Genomic DNA, 20,825 nt, shown 5'->3' with positions numbered 1-20,825 from the left:
AGCCCCTGTGGCGGTGATTGAAACTCGACTGATGTTTAACTAAAAATTTACATTTATTGCCCGAGCTGATCCGTCAGCAGGCCGCCACGGAATCTCCCGCGTTGGATAGCGGCAGCACCCAGCAAAAAATTTAGAGAAATCGCGCTTCCCGGCCCGCTGGGAGCTCGGGGCACGTCCTCGAGAGCCGCCGATGATGTGCTCTGAACGTAAGAGCGCTGCGGTCGTAAGAAATGCGGAGCAGCTGGCGGTGAACAGCACCGTAAAACCAGAGTCCGTGGCTGGCTGATGCGGCAACGGCCGCTGCATGAAACGGGTGCACCTAGCCGGGCAGGTTTCGGCAAGCTCTGGCCTCGCCAGGCAATCACCGTCCCGCTTCGCCGTAGCGTCAGCCTGAGGACCGAGATCCGTGGCGAACGTCGCGCGAGCCAAGTGCAGCTGCGGGCAGACAACCCTCGTCCCGCCGGCTTTTGTGGGAGCGGCATAAGCCGCGAAGCCCAAGACAGCAGAACAATGGCACGGCAGGATTACCGCTGCTGCCATTCGGCCAGCTTCGCGGCTTACACCGCTCCCACAACCATCCAGACCGGCTTTTGTAGGAGCGGCATGAGCCGCGAAGCTGGCGGCGGTGAACTGTGGTGATACATGCCGCGCGGCGGCTGCCAGTTCACCGGCTTCGCGGCTGACGCCGCTCCTACAAATCCCAAGCGATGCGCGCCTTTGCCCCCTTCCCTTTGCCATCGGCAAGGCGCTGCATGGTGGCTCCAACGCGGGGCACACCCGCCCTGCCTGCACAGCGCCGCAGAAAGGCCAACCGGCTGCAAATTCAGGACAAATCCCAAAAATCCGTTCACCATCGCCTGCAGCCCCCGCAGAGACCGGCCATGGAACGTATTGAACGCCCCTACTTCCCGATCATCTATGTGCGCGGCTATGCAATGACCCGCGATGAGATCGTGGAAACCACCTCTACCCCGTTCATGGGCCTGGAGGCCGGCTCCACCAAGATGCGTCAGGCGCAGGACGGCAGCATCGTCAAGTTCGTGTTCGAGTCGCCGCTGGTGCGGCTGATGAAGGATTACGACTACCGCGATGTCTACGAATTCGGTGCCGAGCGCCGCGACCGCATCTCGCCGCGCTGCATCGTCATCCACCGCTACTACGATCCGGCCGACCCGGCCTTTGGGGATGGCAGGACGCCATCGATCATTGATGCCGCCACCGCCCTGGGCAAGCGCATCGAGCAGCTGCGCGACAGCATCTGCGGCAACAACGCGGCCATGCGCAAGGATTTCCGGGTTTATCTGGTGGCGCACTCGATGGGGGGGCTGATCTGCCGCTGCCTGCTGCAGAACCCGGATGTAGCCAGCGCGGAGGTGCGGGCGATGGTCGACAAGGCCTTTACCTATGCCACGCCGCACAATGGCATCGAGGTGGGCGGCATCAACCTGCCCAATCTGCTGTCGATCAACGACCTGAACAATTTCAACCGGACCAATATGGGCAAGTACCTGAAGGTGCCCAAGGACAAGGTCAACACGTTGGGTACGTCCGGGTTTCCGCCGGAGCGGCTGTTCTGCCTGATCGGCACCAACAGCCGCGACTATGCCGCCGCGCATGGGCTGTCCTCGTTCGCGGTGGGCGCGCTGAGCGATGGCCTGGTGCGCATCGCCAATGCCTATGTGGAAGGCTCACCGCGTGCCTTCGTCAACCGCAGTCACAGCGGCTATTTCGGCATCGTCAATTCCGAAGAGGGTTACCAGAACCTGGTGCGCTTTCTGTTTGGTGATACCTGCGCCACCGCGCAACTGGACATCAGCGCGCTGCCCTTTCCGCCGGAGATCGAGGCCGCCCGCAAGCGCGGCAAGAAGATCGAGTCCTCGTATTACATCGAGGCCACAGTGGCACCGCGTGGCGCCTATACCTATGAACTCACCGCGCGCACGCAGGCCAACCAATGCGCCATCCGCCGCGAATACGGCGACATCTTCGATGCACAGGGCAACCTGCTGAAGGACAAGCGCTCGACCGTACTGTTTTCGGTATTCCTGGACAGCAGCAAGATACTGGCCGGCAGCGAGATTGCGTTCTCCATCGATCTGGCGGTGAGCAATGCCGGTTATCAAGTCGATGGCGCGCTGTTCCTGAAGAACCACATTCCCGGTGAGTACCTGTTCCGCAACACCTTGGTGGTGTTCGCCAAACCCGACGACGCCGGTGGTTGGCGGCTGCGCTATGTGTGGAGCGATGACCAATGGGCAGGCGGGCCGAAGAACGAAGCCGAGCTGGCGGGCGCACGCAGCAAGGCCATCGGCATCAACCAGCAGGCGCCGAATGTGTTCGGTATTCCGCTGCAGTCGGCCAAGGGCTTCAGCGCCGAACTGAAACTGTCACTTTCCGCCTGGCGCTGAACCGGCCACACAGGCGGAGTTCGTCCCCGCAGCGCTGACCCGCACATCAACCCGCGCGTTGGCACGGCGCGGGGCGGCAGCTGCTTTGCAACAGCGACGCACCCGCACAGCTCAATCAATCACGCAGCTCATGCTCATCCTGACCGCGCTATGCGGCGGAAACACCGGTATCGGCACGCCGGCTTCCGACTGCAACTGCGCCACCGTGAACGGCGCTGCGCACTGCGCGCCGCGTCTGGGTGACAACAATATTGGCCGGCGCACGTGCATGCAGATTGCGGACCTCGTGGATGACGCGTGTCAGCGCGCCCGCATCCCCATCAGTAGCTGCCCACCACGTTCAGGAACCAGCCGCGGTGGTCGTAGTCGAAATCGGTGAGCTTGTCGCTGAAGTCGGTGAAGTTGTAGCCCACACCAACGCGGAAGTTCTTGCCGATATCGCGATCGATACCCACCAGCGCACCTTGCCTGCGGCCGCCGTCCTTGACAGTCAAACTGCGATACTCGGCCAAGCCATGCCAATCGGTGGTGATGCCGTAACGCACCTGGCCCGCCAGCAAGGTTGCCGCCGAATCGGCCCAGGCGCCGGTCATGCGGCCCATCCGCACCTCACCCTCGCGACGCGCAGCCTTGAGTGCGAACTCCCAGTTGCTGCGCGGCCGGTATACGCCTTCGAACGACAACACCTGGCTGCGCTGGTCGTAATACGCGCTGCTGGTGTCCTGGGCCAGGGTGGAAACGTCGTACAGATAGGTATAGCGGCCCAACAGGCCCCAACGCGTGCTGTTGAACGGACGGTAGGCAAAGCCGACATTGCCTTCGATGAAGCGCGCGCCGGCCAGCGGATCGAGTTCGTCGTCGGTATCGGAGTAGTTGAAACGCGCCGCGATACGCAGACTGTCGTTGAACTTGTGGGTCAGGTTGTTGGTGGTCACCCACTGCTCGCGACGCTCGGCACCGCTGTCCTGGCGCCATTCAACCTTGCTGCTCCATTGCGTATCGGCCGAAGTGCGACTACCGCTCACGCTCACCGCGCGACGGTTGATGTTGCCGGTGCCACGGTCAAGCTCCGCGTCCTGCAGCTGGAAGCCCAGGTTCCAACCCACGCCCGGATAGAAATCCATGCCGAAGGTATGCGCCAGGCCGGTCTCGTTGCGCGCCTTCAGGTATTGGCTCTCATTGAACACATTGACCTGGTTGGACAGGCGCCAACGTTGGCCCAGCGTCCAGCCATCGCGCTGCAGCGGATTGAACAGCGAGTCGTAATCACTGCTGGTGGCATTGGTGAAGGTGTAGTTGCCATAGAGGGAATGATCCGGCGCCAGCCGGTATTCGGCGTTGAGCTGCGCGGCATCGCCGCGATCGCCCTTGGTGACTTCCGCACCGATGCTGGACAGATTGCCGAACTGATAATTGCCACCCACGGTGACCGCATCGTTGTCGCGGTACTTGCCACCGTCGTCGTCCAGCGTCGCCTGCGCGGTGCCGTACATGTCAAAACTCGTGCCGAAGCGGTGCTTGTACTGCAACGCGCCCAGCGTGCCGATGCCCTGACCGCTGAGGCTGCTTTCATCAACACGGCGCAGCTCGGCGCTGAGCGTATTGTCCTGGTTGATGCGCCACTCGCCGGTCAGCTGGCTTTGTTCCAGGTACTCGGCACCCCGCTCGGCGCGACTGTAGCGGCCGTAGATATCGAAATCCGGCGTCAGCTGGCCACGGAACTCGGCACCATGCTCACGAACTTCCTCGCCGGTGTCGTAGCGGGCGATGGAGTAACCCGAATCCACCCGCCGCATCCATGCCCCGGCCGACCAATCCAGCGCGGTCCAGCCCAGTTCCTTGAAGTTGGCGCGTGCTTCGACCGAAGTTGCATCGCCCTCGCGGCGCGCCCCCAGGCCGGAGTTGAGCTGATCGAAACTGAGGCCGCCGTTCTCCGAGTAGAACACCGGTGCGCTGGTGCTCTCGGTACGCGCCTGCTCCACCTTCAGGTAGGTGCCTCGGCCGGCCTGCAGGGTGAGATCGGCCGCTGCCAGGGTGTAGTCGTCGCCGGCGCGGTTCTCGTCCACATAGGTGACGCCGACGCCAACGTGGTCACCAAACCAGTGCTTGCCGCGCACACCGGCCGTGATTTCGTCGGGATTGAAGCCGGTGGGCAGGTATTCGTAATCGACCAGCAGCACCTGGGTATAGCCATCGAGCGGGGTGTCACGCGACAGCCGTGGCAGGCCATCACGGGTAACGATGGACAGCGCATCGGACAGGATCAAACGGCCCTGGAAATCGTCGATCTGGTAGTCAGCGCCCGCCTGCAGGTCGATGCGCTTTTCAACCCTGCCGGTGGTGGCATCACGGATTTCGATGGCCACCTTTTCCGACCCCGGCAGGATGTCGTTGTGGCGCAGGTAATACAGACTGCCGCCGGTGCCGAGGAACTCGCTGTGGCCGGGTGCGGTCTGCGCCTCGGAGCCGAATGCACGCAGCGTGCTGCTGGCATCGCCCCACGCATTGGTCGCACGGCTGCGCCAGTTCAGCGCACCACCGTACAGCGAGCGCGAATACTGCCCGTACTCGGTGCCGGTAATGCCGGTGCTGAAATTGCCCCACAGCGCCTGGCTCTTGTCCCAATCCACGCGCACATACAGCCGGCCCTGCGTATCCACATCACGGTAGGTGGTGGAGTCGTCGCCATACACCGGGTAGTACTGGTCCGGATCCAGGCGCCGGAATACATCCTGCGGGTCCGCGTTCCAGAAACCCTTGAACAGCTCGTTGACTTCATGCTCCTGGGTATCGGCCTGGGCGGTGACCAGGTATTTGCCCTTGACCTTGCCCTTCAGATAGAACGCAAGGCGGCCGTCGACCACCAGATTCCTGTCGTAGCGGTCGTCATTGCCCAGCGGTTCCAGCGAGCCGGAAACATTGCCACCGGACAAGGTGAAATCGGCCAGCGCCACGGCAAACATGTAGCGGCCGGTGACATCCACGTCCAGCTGGTCATGGATGGCCTGCCCCTGCGTGCCCGCAGCAATATCGATGTCGAACCTGTGCTCGCCCACCGGCACCAGGTATTCGGCAACCAGCCTGCTTTCCATGTCCACCGGCTGCATCTGGCCGTTGATTTTGACGCTGGCGCTTTCGGGCAGGTTGCGGCCCTGGATGCGGATGCGCGAGCCGTAGATGGCGATGTTCTGCTGGCGCAGACTGTCGCGGCCAAAGCTCTGGTCTACCAGGCTCTGCAACTGCGCATCATCGGTATTGAAAGCAGTGCCCTTGCCCTTCTCGACCGCATTGCGCAGCAGCTGCGCGCCACGCTCGGCTTCTTCGGGGCGCACCAACTGCAGGCGGCTGGGATAGGTTTCGTCAAACGCGCCATCGGCGCCGTAGGCACGCGCGATGTAGACCAGCTCGTCCCCCACCTTCGGCCTGTAGCCGGACGGCAGGCGGCCATCCCATTCCAGCGTGGTCGAGGCGGCCACCGGCAATGGAATCACCGCTACCGGATCCACCAGATCGGTATCACTGGCGCGGTACACCAGCACCTCGGCGCGCTGCATGAATGCCGAATAGTTGTTGTAGGCGTAGAACTGCACTGGCCGGGTGATGCGGCTGCCATCGAACGGCAGCAGCGACGGCGCCGACAGACTGAACGACGGCTGCCCCAGGTTGGGGTCTTCCGTTGCCCAGATCACGCCACCATTGGGCAGCTGCAACGACCACTTGCCGATCGCCACCGCCTGCCCCGGCTGCAGGGCGCGGTTCCATTCCTGCTCGCGCTTTTCCGCAGCTACCGACACCTGGCGGTCCGCTGCCAGTTGCGTGGATGCGAGCGGCGCGCGCTCGGCATCCTTGCTGCCACGGCTGATCAGTTTGAACAGCATGCCGTCCTCACTGCTACAGCCGCTGGAATCGCAGGAAGCTGCCCCGGTCTTATCGCTATCGCTGGCTGCCGATGGCGACTTCGCATCCTGCGCGGACACGGACGAAGCCATGCCTGCCAGCACGCACAGCAGGGTGTAATCCAGTAGTTTCATCTTCATGGCGTGGCCTCCGCACTTGCTTGCCCGGATGAGGCGTCGGGCTCGCCAGGGAGGATCTCGACCTTGATGCGGCCGCGCTGCGCGGCCGGCATCTGCGCGCTCAGCGCATCGAACACCGCTTTGGCACGACGCATCCCCAGGGCGTCGTTATAGGCGGCCGAACCCCGCCGGTCGGCATGGCCAACCACCTTGATGGTTGGCACATCCATTTCCAGCAGATAGCTGGCGATATGCGCCAGCAGCGCGTCGTACTCCGGCTTGATGCTGGCCTTGTCGGTATCGAAGAACGCCGTGCCCAGCAACGGCCACGCCCCCAGCTCCAGCACGCTGCGGCTGGCCTCACCGCTATCGGTACGCAGGCTTACCCGGGTACGCGCGGACACATCCGCCGGCAGCGCCGCCACCAAAGCCTTGCGCAAGGCCACGGCCCGGTCGAATGCCAGCAACTCGCTTTCGCCCTGTGCGCCGATCACCACCTCGCCACCGCCATGGCTGCGCACCTGCGCCGCCATGCTTTCCACAACCGGCAGGTACTCGCTGCGCAGCTGGGCACTGCCCGCTGCAAACATCACCGCCCCCAGCTCCATCAGCACCGGCTGGGTGCGCTCACCCTGCAACAGTGCGGGCGGCAGCTTGACGCCGAAATCGAAGCGCACCGGCAGGCCCGGGGTCACCCTGCGCAGCAGCGGATTGCGGGTAGTGAAGACGCTGCCCGGTGGCAACGTGGCCGGGTCTACCTTCAGGATGAAGTTGCGGCCACGATCATCGCGCCCGGCATCGACACCGATCAGGTTGTAGCGACCGTACTGGTCGGTTTCAACCAGCAGGCCTTCCACCGACGCGATCCGCACCCCCGGCACACCGCGCTCGTCCACACCTTCGTTGCGGATGGTGTAGTCAACGCGGTAACCCTGCTCGGCCGGGCTGACCGTGCGCTGCACGCTTGGCGTGGCGGCGCTCAGGCCCCGCGCAGCATCGCCGCTTTCAGCGCTGAGCGTGGTGTTGCCGGCGGCATCCATGCGCAGCGTGGCGCCCTGCGCGGTGGTCAGGACGAAATCATTGCTGAAGTCCAGCGAACGCAGCCGCTGGCTGACCACCACCTGGCGCGCCTGTGCCGGATCGGCATCGGACTGGCGGCCACCAATGCGACCAAGCGCGATTCCATGCAGCAGCGGCGCACTGGCATCGGCTTGCGGCTGCGGACCGTCGCCGCGATCAACCGTGGTCGAGCCGGCAATATAGGCACCCGCTGCAAAGCCGCCCTGCACGCGGATGTCACTCATCTGCGCGCTGTCCTGCCAGCCGTCGCTGTCGCGGTCATCAAACACCGTGCCCAGCAGCGTGGTTTCATCGGTCATCGGGTCGGACACCATCTGCACGGTGGCCGTGGCCACATTGGAAATGCGGCGCCCGTTGTCATGCACTTCGGCCGAGTTGACGTGCAGCCCACCGCGCACACCGGCACCTACCCGCAACAGGTAGCTGATGGTCGCGCGCCCGCCCTTGTCGATATCTATCTGGTCGACACGGATTGGATAGCTGCCGGCCAAGCGACCGGCGCCATCGCGGTCGGCCACCTGCAGCGACCCCACCACCAGGGTGAAGCCCGGCGGCGGCGTGTCGACCAGGCTTGCGTCGACTACTTCCAACTCACCGACGTTTTCCATGGTCACGGTGTAACGCACCAGGTCGCCGACCTTTACATCGCGCGGGCTGACCTGCTTGCTGAGCCGCACCTGGGTGTTGCCTTCGATGGTGATGGTGGCTGTTGCGGTGTCACAGACCGGGATGGGCAGCGACACGTCGCAGACCCGGTAGACAAAACTGTCCTCGCCCACGAAGCCGGGGTTCGGCGTGTACAGGCAGCTGCCGGCACTGCAGCTGACAACACCGTGGCCAGGCGGCGTCAGCACGGTTACCGATGCCGGATCCAATGGCAGTCCGCTGGTGGTGTCATTGCCGATCACAGCAATGTTGACCGGGGTGTCCAACGGCGTCCTGGCGTTGTCATCCACCGCATCGATGCGGTTGGGCGGAATGGTGATGGTGACGGTGGCCGATTTGCAGGCCGGGGTTGGGCTGGCGGTATTACAGATCTGGTAGACGAAGGTATCCACGCCCGAGAAATTGTTATTGGGTGTGTAGACGACCGTGCCATCCGGATTCAGGCTGAACGTGCCAAGGGACGGGTTGCTCAGGATCGTCACCGACAGCGGATTCAAGCGCGCGCCGACGACGGTATCGTTGGCCTGCACGTCCACCGTCACCGACGTGTTCTGCGCGGTGGTGCGCGCGTCATCCACCGGGTTCAAGCTGTTGACCAGCGGCGTGGTTACCGTGTCGGTCGCGGTGACCGGGGTGCCACCGCCAGGCGGCGTGGCAGTGACCGTGGCGGTATTGATCACGCTGCCACTCACATAGTCCGTCACCGTGGTTGCATGACTGTTGTCGGTGCACGCCAGCGTCTGCGCAGCCCCAACCAGCAGCGTGATTGCCGGGCAGTTGAGTGCGGCCAGCATCGGATCGGCCAATGTGACGTTGCTCAGATCCACGTTGCCGGTATTGGTCACGGTGAAGCTGTAGCTGATGCTTGCCTGGTCCGCCGACAACGTGCCGGTCTTGCTCAACGTCAGCGCGGGCGCGGCCTGCAGCGCCACCGTTGCGGTGTCGTTGGCACTGACCGCAGGGCCGGTCGGCGGCGTACCGCTGGCAGTGGCGGTGTTGTCGACCTTGCCTGCGGCATTGTCGAGCGAGCCCACGGTGTAGACGTTGCCGGTGCAGACCAACGCCTGCGAAGCGCCGACGGCCAGCGTGATCGACGGGCAGCTCAGCGCAGGCAGCTTCGGGTCGGTGACCGTTACCGCGCTCAGATCCACGTTGCCGGTATTGGTCACGCTGAAGCTGTAGCTGATGGTGTTCTTGTCGGTCGACAGCGTGCCGGTCTTGGTCAGCGTCAACGCAGGTGCGGCCTGCAGTGCCACCGTTGCAATGTCGGTAGCGCTGACCGCAGGTCCGTTCGGCGGCGTGCCGCTGGCAGTGGCGGTGTTGTCGACCTTGCCTGCCGCATTGTCGAGCGAGCCCACGGTGTAGACGTTGCCGGTGCAGACCAGCGTCTGCGAAGTGCCAACAGCCAGCGTGATCGGCGGGCAGCTCAGCGCAGGCAGCTTCGGGTCGGTGACGGTTACCGCACTCAGATCCACATTGCCGGTATTGGTCACGCTGAAGCTGTAGCTGATGGTGTTCTTGTCGGTCGACAGCGTGCCGGCCTTGCTCAGCGTCAGCGTGGGCGCGGCCTGCAGTGCAACCGTTGCAGTGTCGGTAGCGCTGACCGCAGGTCCGTTCGGCGGCGTGCCGCTGGCAGTAGCGGTGTTGTCGACCTTGCCTGCGGCATTGTCGAGCGAGCCCACGGTGTAGACGTTGCCGGTGCAGACCAGCGTCTGCGAAGCGCCAACGGCCAGCGTGATCGGCGGGCAGCTCAGCGCCGGCAACTTCGGGTCGGTGACCGTTACCGCGCTCAGATCCACATTGCCGGTATTGGTCACGCTGAAGCTGTAGCTGATGGTGTTCTTGTCGGTCGACAGCGTGCCGGCCTTGCTCAGCGTCAACGCGGGCGCGGCCTGCAGTGCAACCGTTGCATCGTCGCTGTCGCTGACTGCTGGGCCGTTCGGCGGCGTGCCGCTGGCAGTGGCGGTGTTGTCGACCTTGCCCGCCGCGTTGTCCAGCGAGCGCAGGCTGTAGACGTTGCCGGTGCAGACCAGCGTCTGAGAGGCGCCAACGGCCAGCGCGATCGGCGGGCAGCTCAGCGTCGGCAATTTCGGATCGGTGACGGTTACCGCGCTCAGATCCACGTTGCCGGTGTTTTCGACCACGAAGCTGTAGCTGACCGTCTTCTTGTCGGCCGACAGCGTGCCGCTCTTGCTCAATTTCAACGCGGGCGCGGTGATGATGGTCTGCACCGAACTGCTGGCGCCGTTGGGATCATCGGTTCCTTCCGGCGGCGTAGCCTTTGCGGTATTGGTCACCCCGGGTGCCGCGGCAGCGATGCTGGCGGTGCCGCGAATGATGACGCTGCAACTGCTGCCCATCGGCCCCGAGAACACGCCACTGAGCGTATTGCCCGCAATATTTGCCGCGCACCCGCTTGCCGCGATTGCCGGCGCAGCGCTGGCGGCAACGCTGACAACGCTCAACGCGCTGAAGTTGGCGGGCACCACGTCGCTGAACACCGCGCCGGTGAGCGCGCTTGGCCCGCCATTGCCCACCGCGATCTGAAATTCGACCGTAGCGCCGATGCCTACCGTCAGCGGCCCTGCGATGAAGTTCGCAGTGCCCGCTTCACGCTCGGTCTTGACGATGGTCAGATCGGAAGTGCGGGTGACCGGGTCCTCGTCGGTTGAAGCGCACACGCCAGTGGCTGCGGTGAACACGGCCGGCGCGACGCACTGCGTGCCTGGATTGGTGACGCCGCTTGGCGGCGTGACGGTGGCGGTATTGCGCGCATTCTGCGCAGTTGCCGTTGCGGACATACCGAACATCGCCGCCACAACCAGCACGCTCAGGCATACACCCCGGCGCAAGCCGATGAAATTCGTTTTTGCAGACACACGCAGCTCCATTGAGCCTTATAGGCCCAGTGCAAAAGCGCCCCCCCTACGCTGGAGCGACGAACCTTTTGAACGCGAACGGACCCGGCACTTAAGTAGCTGCCCGGCGCGGACTATCGGTGCGTGCGAGTGTTCAAGCGGAAACTTTCCCCCTGGCACTGCGTCCCCTAGTCCCGCGCGGGCTTTAACTTCTCAATCACAGATGAACAAAATGTTCAAGAAGTAAAAGTAGCGAGCCATCACAGTTCGGCGCGGATGCTAGCCAAAAATTTCGTTTCACTGATGAAGGATCTTTCACGACGCTGAAAGGCCTCGCGCGCCATTGGCAGCGCCGCTATTCAGCACGCCGATGGATGAAAAGCATTGGGAGACAAGGCGTTTGTGCCGCCGTGATGCGCAGATGAAAAGCGCGCGCAGCGAACATCAGAAGGCATCCCGATAACCGCCTACCCACTACACCTACCAGGCGCTCCGCCAATGACCTACCAGCAGGCCGCTGGCTAAGCCGGGCAATATGCGGCCGACGGCAGGACATAGCGGTTGTTGTGCAGGAATGAGCACTGCACATCGATGCGTGAGGGTTTTCCCTACGCTCACATCGCCCTCAGACAACACAAACACGTATTCAGAAAACCCTGCCGCAGGAACGCTACATGCGTCGCCCGAAGGCGACGCATGCCCGCGCTCATCATGCTGTCGCGGCAGACCTGCGACCACAGGCCACGCTCAGGCCATTGCCGGCAATTGATCCAGCTCTTCGCGGATGCAGTCGATGAAGACACTGTCGTTCAAATAGGCGACATTCAAACGCGTCCACGGTGAGACCTGCTCCGTATCGACATTGAAGAACGCGCCCGGCGCCAGCACCACGCCGCGTGAGAGCAGCCGCGAGGTCAGCAAACGGGTGTCATCGATGCCTTCGAAACGCGCCCACAGATACAGACTCTGCTCCGGCGCGGCGTAGACGGTGGCATCAAGCCGCTGCAGAACCTCCAGCCCTTCGGCGGTGGCGGCACGCACGCGATCCTGCAAACGCCCAACGTGGCGCAGGAAATTTCCTTCGCGAAGAATCGCCTCCAACACGCGCTCACCGTACTCGCTGCTGCCGATATGCAGCAGCATCTTCAGATCGGCCAGCTCTTCGATATGTGCGTTCTCGCCGGCAATGAAGCCACTGCGCAACGCCGCGGAAACCGATTTGGAGAAGCTACCCACGTACAGCGTGTTCTTGAACTGCGACAACGAAGACAGGCGGAACGCAGAGTTGGGCTTGAAGTCCGCCATCGCGTCGTTCTCGACGATCAATACATTGTGCGCTGCGGCCAACTCCAGCAGGCGCTTGCCAACCTCCGGGGAGACATCCGTGCCGGTAGGGTTGTGTGCCGTGGTCTGCATGAAGAACACGCGTGCCTTGCTGGTCTGCAGCGCGGTTTCAAACTCCGCCAGGTCCGGCCCGTCGACGCGGCGGGTGATTGCAATCGATTTTGCACCCTGCAGCTGCAGCTTGCCGAACAGCGGGTAATAGCCGGGCTGCTCCACCAGCACCGTGTCACCGGGCGCGACGTAGCGCCGGATGATCAGGTCCAATGCATGGTTGGCGCCAAAAGTGGTCACCAGCTGGCGCGGGCCCAGCTCCATGCCGTGCATGGCCATGCGCCGGATCAACTGCTGGCGCAGCGGCAGGTAGCCATAGCGATTGCCGTAGCGGAACAGGCTGCCGGTGCCACTGCGTGCAACCTGGCGATGGAAGCGGTCAAGCCGCATGTACGTCAACCAATCAACCGGCGGAAAGCCCTCGGCAAGATGCGAGCGCCCAGGTTCACGGATGGCCTGCTGGCGCATCAACCACAGCGTATCGATCACTCGGCTGTAGCCAACCGGCTCTTCATCGATATCGCGTTCGGGTGGCGCCTCCACACCGCGCACAAAAAATCCCTTGCCGTGCTGCGCCTCCACCAACGCACGCTCGCCAAGCAGATCAAATGCCGAGATCACCGTGTTCTTCGAGTAGCCGTTCAATCGCGCGTACTCGCGCAACGATGGCAACTTGTCACCCGGCTTCAGGACACCAGCCAATATCTGGCGGCCAATATCCATGGCCACCTTTTCCGACAAAGAAATTCTACGTGGTTCAGAGCGCATAAAAATCCATACGAAATTTATTGGGCGCTAACTGTATCTACGCGTCCGCGCACGCTGTAAAGAGCATAAATAGACATTACGAGATGAATTGGCGGATCCACATTCGGCCATGCGCTGTCCGTAAAAACTGTACCTGCCGCACGTGTTTGGCGGAGCACATTCTGCCTTGCACTTTGCGCAATTCTGCTCGACACAAGAGCAATCGAAAGGATGCATGTGAACGCAACTTCTGCACATCCCGTGCATGCAACGTCAGCAGCGCTTGCATCGACTGCAACGCTTGCATCTTCATGCGCGCCCGCGACGCAGGCGACAACAATCGCAGCGAGGAATTCATCGCCGGCAGGCCCGGCACTGCGCGCAAGTCAGGATGCGCCAGCGAATCAGCGCGCATTCCTTGAAGATCTGTTGATCAATGGCATCGAGCAGCGAATACCGGTGCCGATGGCTGTGCAGTGGACTGCCGGTGTCCGCCGCATTGCAGCGCTTGCACGCCACGCCGGGGGCTTCACCACCTTCCGTGCAAGCCCACTGATCCGCTCACGCATGCAGTTCACCGGCATCGACGATGTCTACAGCGCGCGGCTGCAGGTGCTGCGTTTACGCAATGAGCTTATCGGCCTGGCCAATACGATGAACCCGATGCTGGCGGCGCTGGGCGGTGGCTGCAAGGACATCACCGTCCGTGCACGCCAGTGCCGCTCGCAGGGTGCGCGTCTCGAAGTCGAGCTGATCGTCGAGGTACCCGACAGTTCCGATGGCCGCGCCCTCGACATGATGATCGCGAGAATGGCGCCGCTGATCGAACAGCTGACCCAAGGCACACGCAACAGGACATCGACAAGCGGCATTGCCGACGACCGCCAGCTGCTGTGCGCGCAGGTGGCATTGGATGCGCATTGCTTCGCACTGGCCCCGCAACAGGCCGATGCGCTGGCCGCGCGCATTGTCGACCTGCACCGCCACATCTGCACCACGCCTGGCCGCATGGCCATGCACAACGACGGTATCGTGCGTGTGGTCAATTCAATGTTGACCAGCACGCCGACGGTTACGGGCCACAGCAGTATTTGGACGGCACAGCATGACAACGATGCACCCTTGTGCATCTGGTACCGCGATCATCGGGGTCGCCTATGCGGCAGGATCGCCCTGCCCTTGGTTACCGCCTTGGCCGAACACGGCAGCGGCATGCCCGCTGCAACCATCGGCGTACCCGGCATTCTCCAGGCCAATCACGCCATTGCCGCCATCGGCCTGGCGCACAGCCTGGCCAGCCTGCATGCCGATGCAGGTACGGCCACGCAGCCGCAGGCTGGCCTGCACGCGCACGACCTGGCGGTGATGGCCGGCGCTCGCGACGATGAAATCGCCACGCTTGCGCGCTCCCTGCACAACGCGGAGCAGATCCGCTGCGACTACGCCATCGACCTGCTCGATAGGTTGCGCACGCAATGATGGACGGGGCCGGCGAAGGCAAAGACCATGTGCGCATCATCGAAGTTGGCGCAGGCAGCGGCTTGCAGCATGTAAAAGTGCTGCCCATGGCGGTGCGGATCAATCTGATCGAACTGCTGGAGTCTGCCGGCATCGCGGAAATGGAAATCGGCGCGTTCAGCGCATCACGCCAGCCTGCGCAGATGGCCGATACCGCAGCGCTCTGCGCGCAGCTGGGGGCAACACCCATCGGCCGCATCCGCGCGGTGAGGGTGGCCGACATCAAGGCATTCGAGTTGGCAGTCGCTGCCGGTTGCCGCGACATCACCATCAGCTCGGCCGCTTCCAACGCCTGGTGTCGCGCCAACCTCAACTGCAGCGTCACCGAGAGCCTGCGCCGTGCCGACCAGATCACCGAGCGGGCCTTGGCGCTTGGCATCCAGGTGCGCGCCTCGCTCTCCACCGTCATCCACTGCCCGCTCAGCGGCGCGGTGGCACCGGCAGAAGTCGCACGTATGGCAGCGGCGTTCTACACCATGGGCTGCCGTGAGCTCAGCCTGTGCGACACCACCGGCTCCGGCACGCCCGCGTCGGTAGGCAAGCTGCTGCGCGCATGTGCGGCGGAGGTGCCGCTGCATTGGCTGGGCGCACAGTTCCGTGACACCTACGGGTTCGGCATCGCCAACATGATCCAGGCACTGGAACATGGCGTGCGCGCCTTTGATGGTGCCATTTCAGGGCTGGGTGGCGACGGCCATGCACCCTGCGCGGCGGGCAACCTGGCTACCGAGGACCTCGTCCATGCGTTCAGCGAGCTGGGAATTGGCTGTCATGTCGATCTGGACGGGCTGCTGCTGGCAGCCGACTACATCAATTGCGTGCTTGAACGCAGGACCGAATCGCGCGTAGGCCGCACCCTGCGCGCCAGCCGAAGCCACGCCAGGCAGCACACCGCGGTTTGCGGAACAGGCTGAGCCGCAATCGCGGCGGCGTAACCGGCGCTGCACGCGCGGCGGGCCGGCGCCAACCGCAAGGGCGGGCTGATCGCAGACAAGCAAAAGCCCCGGCAATGCGGGGCTTTGGCGACCCGCGCAACAAGCGGGTTGAATCTGGCGCGCCCGGAGGGATTCGAACCCCCGACCAATGGCTTCGGAAGCCACTACTCTATCCGGCTGAGCTACGGGCGCATTGTGTACCGCACGGCTGAGCCGGGCGGACGCGCATTCTAACGGCAAAAGCGCTCGCAGGTCTGCCCCCATCGGCAGATCGCTGCGGGCGGGCGGAAAAATCCGGTCAGCTGGTAACCTTTACGCATGAGCCGTCTCCCACATACACCGTCCACCGCAGGCACCACCTCGCGGTTCGGGCACTACTGGAAATTGATGCGCGCCGACCGCCCGATCGGCACCTTGCTGCTGCTGTGGCCCACCTGGTGGGCGCTGTGGCTGGCCGCTGACGGCCTGCCGCCGCTATGGATACTGTTTGTGTTCAGTGCCGGCGTCTGGCTGACCCGCTCGGCCGGTTGCGTGATCAATGACTACGCCGACCGTTGGCTGGATCCGCACGTCAAACGCACCAAGGAACGCCCACTGGCCACCGGTGCGATCTCCGGCCGAGCCGCGCTGGCGCTGTTCGCCGGGCTGATGCTGGTCGCGTTCGCGCTGGTGTTGACCCTGAACGGCCTGACCATCGGCCTGAGTTTCATCGGCGTATTCCTGGCCGCCAGCTATCCCTATCTGAAGCGCTATACCCACCTGCCCCAGGTCTATCTGGGCATGGCCTTTGGCTGGGGCATCCCGATGGCGTTTGCCGCCATCCAGGGCGAGATTCCGCCGCTGGGCTGGGTGCTGTATGCCGCCAATATTCTCTGGTCCACCGCCTACGACACCTGGTATGCAATGGTCGACCGCGACGACGACCTGAAGGTGGGCTCGCATTCCACCGCCATCCTGTTCGGCGACCTGGACCTGGTCATCCAGGGCATCCTGTACGCGCTGTTCTTCGCCGCGATGGCCCTGGTCGGACAGCGCGCAGGCCTGGGCTGGGCCTACTGGGCGAGCATTGGTGTGGCGATGGCCTTGGTGGTCTATGAGTTCTGGATCTGCCGCGAGCGCGAGCGCGAGCCCTGCTTCAAGGCCTTCCTGCACAACAACTGGGTGGGCGCGGTGTTGTTTGCCGGCATCGTCGCCAGCCAGTACCTGGATTGAAAAAAACGGCCCGCAATGCGGGCCGTTTTGTTGTTGCTGTGCCGTTGTCCCGTTGCAGGAGCGGCGTAAGCCGCGAAGCCCACAATGTCGGAAGCACAGCCCTCCCTGGATCTGACGGACTATCTGCTTCGCGGCTTACGCCGCTCCTACAAGCAGCCTCAGACCGCGCCGATGGTTTTGCCCAGCGAACGCAGGCGGAACGCCGCAATTATCTGCAGCACGCCGTAGATCAATGCCAACACGCCGATCCACAGCGAGGTCACCGCCAGGCCGGCAATCGGGTTGAGTGCGAACATCACGCCCAGGGCAACCGCCAGCAAGCCGCTGAGTATCAGCATCCACTCGCCGCTGATCTGCTTGCGCACGCGGATGGCGAATACGATGCGGTAGATGCCGCCCACCACCAGCCAAGCGGCCAGGAACAGCAGCAGCACACTGGCCGTGGCCAGCGGGTTGATCACCGCCAATACGCCGAAAGCGATCGATACCAGCGCGTAGAACACCGCCCAGCCGCGCGATACCGGCGCCGAGCCCTTGAAGGCCGAGATCAGCACCACCACGCCCTCGACAACCGCCATGATGCCCAGCCACCAGGCCAGTACGGCAGCGGTACGTACCGGTGCCATCACCGCCAGTACGCCGAAAACAACCGCCAACAGGCCGAACAGCAGCAGCACCCACCAGTTGCGTGTCACCGTGCCAAACAACGAACCAGCAGGAAATTCAGGGGAAGTACCCATGTCTGTCTCCTCATGATTGAACAGGTGTAAAGGCCTCTTGGACCCAGTCTAGGCCCATCGCTGTACCAATCACCATGTAGAGATGACATGGCCGATTTCAAGCCTGCTGCCAGGCGAGCGATATCACCCCCGCGCTGGCGGCATTCACGGCACCCGCGCGCAGACCCAGGCATCTACCCGCTGCACGCCGGCGCGGTGCAGGGTGAGCGCGGCGGCGTGCAGGGTCGCGCCGGTTGTCATCACGTCATCCAGCAGGACCACATGTGCCGGCAACTGCCCCACCGCAGTGAAGGCGCCATGCAGATTGCGACGGCGCTGCACCGCATCCAGCTCCGATTGCGGCTGGGTTGAACGCCGCCGCTGCAAGCCCCGGTACAGCGGCAGCTGCAGCGCGCGCGCCACCGGCTTGGCCAGCTCCCAGGCCTGGTCATAACCGCGCTGGCGCAGCCGCGACAGGTGCAGCGGCACCGGCACGATCGCCTGCGGCCGCTCCGCGCCGGCCACGGCATCGACCAGCAGCGCCGACAGCAAACGCCCGGCGCTCAGATCATGGTGAAACTTGAAGCGCAGCAGCAGGCTGTCAACCGGCGCGCTGTAAACAAACGCCGCCCGCACCGCCTGCAGGGGCGAGGACGAGCGCTGGCAAGGGCCACACAGGGACGCGGCATCGGCACCGGGCAGCGGCAAGGCACAGCGCCGGCAAGCAGCCCACAGCCACGGCAGGCCGGCACTGCAGGCCAGGCACAGGTCCCGCCCCGGCAGCCCCGGCTCGGCACATACCAGGCAACGCGGTGGGAACAGCAGCGCCGACAAGCGGCCCCCAACCCTGTAAACCCAATCTTTCACTTGATGGTTGACAGCAATGTCCATGCTGACCAGACTGCGCCGCTTCCATCGCCCCATCTGTCAGGTAACACCGATGTCCACTGTCCTCCGCCACGACTGGAAGCGCGAAGAGCTGCTGTCCCTGCTCGAACTGCCCTTCCCCGAGCTGCTGCACCGCGCAGCCAGCGTGCACCGCCAGCATTTCGACCCGGCGCAGGTACAGGTCTCCACCCTGCTCTCGGTCAAGACCGGCGGCTGCCCGGAAGACTGCGCCTACTGCCCGCAGGCTCAGCGCTATGACACCGGCGTGGACGCACAGAAGCTGATGGACACCGACAGCGTGGTGGCCCGCGCCCGCGCCGCCAAGCAGGCCGGCGCCTCGCGCTTCTGCATGGGGGCGGCCTGGCGCTCGCCCAAGGACCGCGACATCCCCAAGGTCGCGGCGATGATCCGCGAGGTGAAGTCGCTGGGCCTGGAGACCTGCGCCACCCTGGGCATGCTCGAAGGCCACCAGGCGCAGGCCCTGAAGGACGCCGGGCTGGACTACTACAACCACAATCTGGACACCGCGCCGGATTACTACGACTCCATCATCCATACCCGCCAGTACCAGGACCGGCTGGATACGCTGGAGCACGTGCGCAACGCCGGCATGAAGACCTGCTGCGGCGGCATCGTCGGCATGGGCGAAACCCGCGAGCACCGCGCCGGCCTGCTGCAGGCGCTGGCCAACCTGCCGGCGCACCCGGACTCGGTACCGATCAACCGCCTGGTGCAGGTCGCCGGTACCCCGCTGCATGGCAGTGCCGAGCTGGACCCGTTCGAGTTCGTGCGCATGATCGCGGTGGCCCGCATCGTCATGCCGCGCTCGATGGTGCGGCTGTCGGCCGGCCGCGAGAGCATGAGCGACGAGCTGCAGGCGCTGTGCTTCCTGGCCGGCGCCAACTCCATTTTCTATGGCGAGAAGCTGCTGACCACCGGCAACCCCGATACCGAGCGCGACCAGGCCCTGTTTGCCCGCCTGGGCATCCGCCCGATGCAGGTCAGCGTGGATGCCGAGGACCATGACCACCCCGGCACGGTGCACCTGGATATCGCCCCGGCCTGCGCCCACAGCGCATGACCCGGCGGGCGCTCCCTGGCGGGGGCGCCGCTTGGGCATTCTTACAGGCAACCGAGTACGCTAGCTGCCCGTTTGACCATGAACACTGCCATGGCCCGTCCTGACATCCACGAGCGCATCAACGCCCAGCGCAAGCTGCGGCTTGCCCAAGGCCGCATCCGCACCCGGCGCAGCATCAGCCGCCGTGATGGGGTGCGCCTGGAGCTGGACGGCCGCTGGTTGACCGGCTTCTGCAGCAACGACTACCTCGGCCTGTCGCAACAGTTCGAGGTGATCGCCGCACTGCAGGACGCCGTCGGCCGCGAAGGCGCCGGCAGCACCGCCTCGCATCTGGTCTGTGGCCACCACAGCCTGCACGAGCAACTGGAACGCGAGATGGCCGACTGGCTCGGCTACCCGCGCGCCTTGCTGTTCGACAGCGGCTTCATGGCCAACCTGGCCGTGCAGCAGGCGCTGCTCAGCGAGGAAACCGACATCTGCGTGCAGGACCGGCTCAACCACGCCAGCCTGCTCGATGCCAGCCGTCTGGCCGGCTGCCGCCTGCGCCGCTATCCGCACCTGGACAGCGAAGGCGCCATGCGCCAGCTCAAGAACACCGCCGACGGCGCCGCCATGCTGGCCACCGACGGTGTCTTCAGCATGGATGGCGACATCGCCCCGCTGCGCTCACTGGCACTGGTGGCACGCATGCAGGAGGCGCTGTTCTATGTGGACGACGCGCACGGCATTGGCGTGGTCGGCGAGCACGGCCGCGGCTGCGTGGCCGATGCCGGCCTTGGCGTGAACGAAGTTCCGCTGCAGCTGCTGACGCTGAGCAAGGCGCTGGGTGGCCACGGCGCGGTGGTGGTGGGCGACGAAGCGCTGATCCAGCACCTGGCCGAAACCGCACGCCCCTACATCTACACCACCGCACTGCCACCGGCACAGGCGGCTGCCTCGCTGGCGGCGGTGAAGCTGGCGCGGCGCGACCATTGGCGCCGCGAAAAGCTCACCGAACTGATCGCCGGCTTCCGCGAAGGCGCCCGCCGCAACGGGCTGGAGCTGATGGCCTCGGAAACCCCGACCCAGCCGCTGCTATGCGGCGACGAAGCCACGGTGATGGCCTTGTCGGCGACGCTGGAGCAGTCCGGCTTCCTGGTCAGTGCGATCCGTCCGCCGACCGTGCCCGAAGGCAAGGCGCGCCTGCGCGTGACCTTGTCGGCGCTGCATACGCTGGAGCAGGTCAAGGCGCTGGTGGAAGCCATCGCCAAAGCCCGCGATGTGGTGCTGTACCAGAAGTCGCTGAATTCCGTTGCCTGAGAA

The 20,825-nt window shown here is 64.2% G+C and carries 11 protein-coding genes and 1 tRNA gene; 6 read left to right on the top strand and 6 right to left on the bottom strand.

Annotation, left to right across the window (positions count from 1 at the left end; genetic code table 11):
- The first annotated feature begins 881 nt into the window (after window positions 1–881).
- Window positions 882–2,408 (top strand): esterase/lipase family protein, encoded by a 1,527-nt coding sequence (locus tag ABE493_RS08165; RefSeq protein WP_346498445.1) that lies wholly within the window; start codon window positions 882–884, stop codon window positions 2,406–2,408.
- A 320-nt stretch (window positions 2,409–2,728) separates the two neighbouring features.
- On the opposite strand, the gene ABE493_RS08160 is transcribed toward ABE493_RS08165, so the two are convergent.
- From ABE493_RS08160 to ABE493_RS08150, 3 genes are all read right to left on the bottom strand, one after another.
- Window positions 2,729–6,445, bottom strand: coding sequence for a hypothetical protein (locus ABE493_RS08160; protein ID WP_346498444.1), 3,717 nt, complete (start codon window positions 6,443–6,445; stop codon window positions 2,729–2,731).
- Window positions 6,442–11,049 (bottom strand): DUF7507 domain-containing protein, encoded by a 4,608-nt coding sequence (locus ABE493_RS08155; protein ID WP_346498443.1) that lies wholly within the window; start codon window positions 11,047–11,049, stop codon window positions 6,442–6,444. Before ABE493_RS08155 ends, ABE493_RS08160 begins: the two co-directional genes overlap by 4 nt.
- A 726-nt stretch (window positions 11,050–11,775) precedes the next feature.
- Window positions 11,776–13,191, bottom strand: coding sequence for a PLP-dependent aminotransferase family protein (locus tag ABE493_RS08150; RefSeq protein WP_346498442.1), 1,416 nt, complete (start codon window positions 13,189–13,191; stop codon window positions 11,776–11,778).
- Window positions 13,192–13,599: 408 nt separating this feature from the next.
- Here ABE493_RS08150 and ABE493_RS08145 point away from each other — a divergent pair, with 408 nt between their 5' ends.
- Together ABE493_RS08145 and ABE493_RS08140 are read left to right on the top strand one after the other, a co-directional pair.
- The gene (locus ABE493_RS08145) at window positions 13,600–14,649 is read left to right on the top strand and encodes a hypothetical protein (RefSeq protein ID WP_346498441.1); all 1,050 of its coding nucleotides are present in this window, start codon (window positions 13,600–13,602) and stop codon (window positions 14,647–14,649) included.
- Window positions 14,646–15,602 carry a hydroxymethylglutaryl-CoA lyase gene (locus tag ABE493_RS08140; RefSeq protein ID WP_346498440.1) on the top strand — a complete coding sequence of 319 codons (957 nt, stop codon included), beginning with the start codon at window positions 14,646–14,648 and terminating at the stop codon, window positions 15,600–15,602. Before ABE493_RS08145 ends, ABE493_RS08140 begins: the two co-directional genes overlap by 4 nt.
- Window positions 15,603–15,738: 136 nt before the next feature.
- On the opposite strand, the gene ABE493_RS08135 is transcribed toward ABE493_RS08140, so the two are convergent.
- Window positions 15,739–15,815 (bottom strand) — tRNA-Arg (locus ABE493_RS08135).
- A gap of 126 nt (window positions 15,816–15,941) precedes the next feature.
- Here ABE493_RS08135 and ubiA point away from each other — a divergent pair.
- Window positions 15,942–16,835 (top strand): 4-hydroxybenzoate octaprenyltransferase, encoded by an 894-nt coding sequence (gene ubiA, locus ABE493_RS08130; protein WP_346498439.1) that lies wholly within the window; start codon window positions 15,942–15,944, stop codon window positions 16,833–16,835.
- Window positions 16,836–16,993: 158 nt separating this feature from the next.
- On the opposite strand, the gene ABE493_RS08125 is transcribed toward ubiA, so the two are convergent.
- Both ABE493_RS08125 and ABE493_RS08120 read right to left on the bottom strand, forming a co-directional pair.
- Window positions 16,994–17,575 (bottom strand): HdeD family acid-resistance protein, encoded by a 582-nt coding sequence (locus tag ABE493_RS08125; protein ID WP_346498438.1) that lies wholly within the window; start codon window positions 17,573–17,575, stop codon window positions 16,994–16,996.
- A gap of 144 nt (window positions 17,576–17,719) precedes the next feature.
- Entirely contained in the window at window positions 17,720–18,445 is a 726-nt protein-coding gene (locus ABE493_RS08120) for a ComF family protein (protein WP_346498437.1), read from the bottom strand.
- Between the two features lie 49 nt (window positions 18,446–18,494).
- On the opposite strand from ABE493_RS08120, the gene bioB reads away from it, so the two are divergent.
- Complete coding sequence (gene bioB / locus ABE493_RS08115; RefSeq protein ID WP_346498436.1) at window positions 18,495–19,523, top strand: biotin synthase BioB; 1,029 nt, start codon at window positions 18,495–18,497, stop codon at window positions 19,521–19,523.
- A 90-nt stretch (window positions 19,524–19,613) separates the two neighbouring features.
- Complete coding sequence (bioF, locus tag ABE493_RS08110) at window positions 19,614–20,822, top strand: 8-amino-7-oxononanoate synthase (protein WP_346498435.1); 1,209 nt, start codon at window positions 19,614–19,616, stop codon at window positions 20,820–20,822.
- The last annotated feature ends 3 nt before the right edge of the window (window positions 20,823–20,825 follow it).

The sequence above is a fragment of the Stenotrophomonas terrae genome (assembly GCF_039674165.1).
GTDB lineage: Bacteria > Pseudomonadota > Gammaproteobacteria > Xanthomonadales > Xanthomonadaceae > Stenotrophomonas > Stenotrophomonas terrae_A.
The sequence above is the reverse complement of the archived record's forward strand: the minus strand, read 5'-3'. Positions and strand labels throughout refer to the sequence as shown.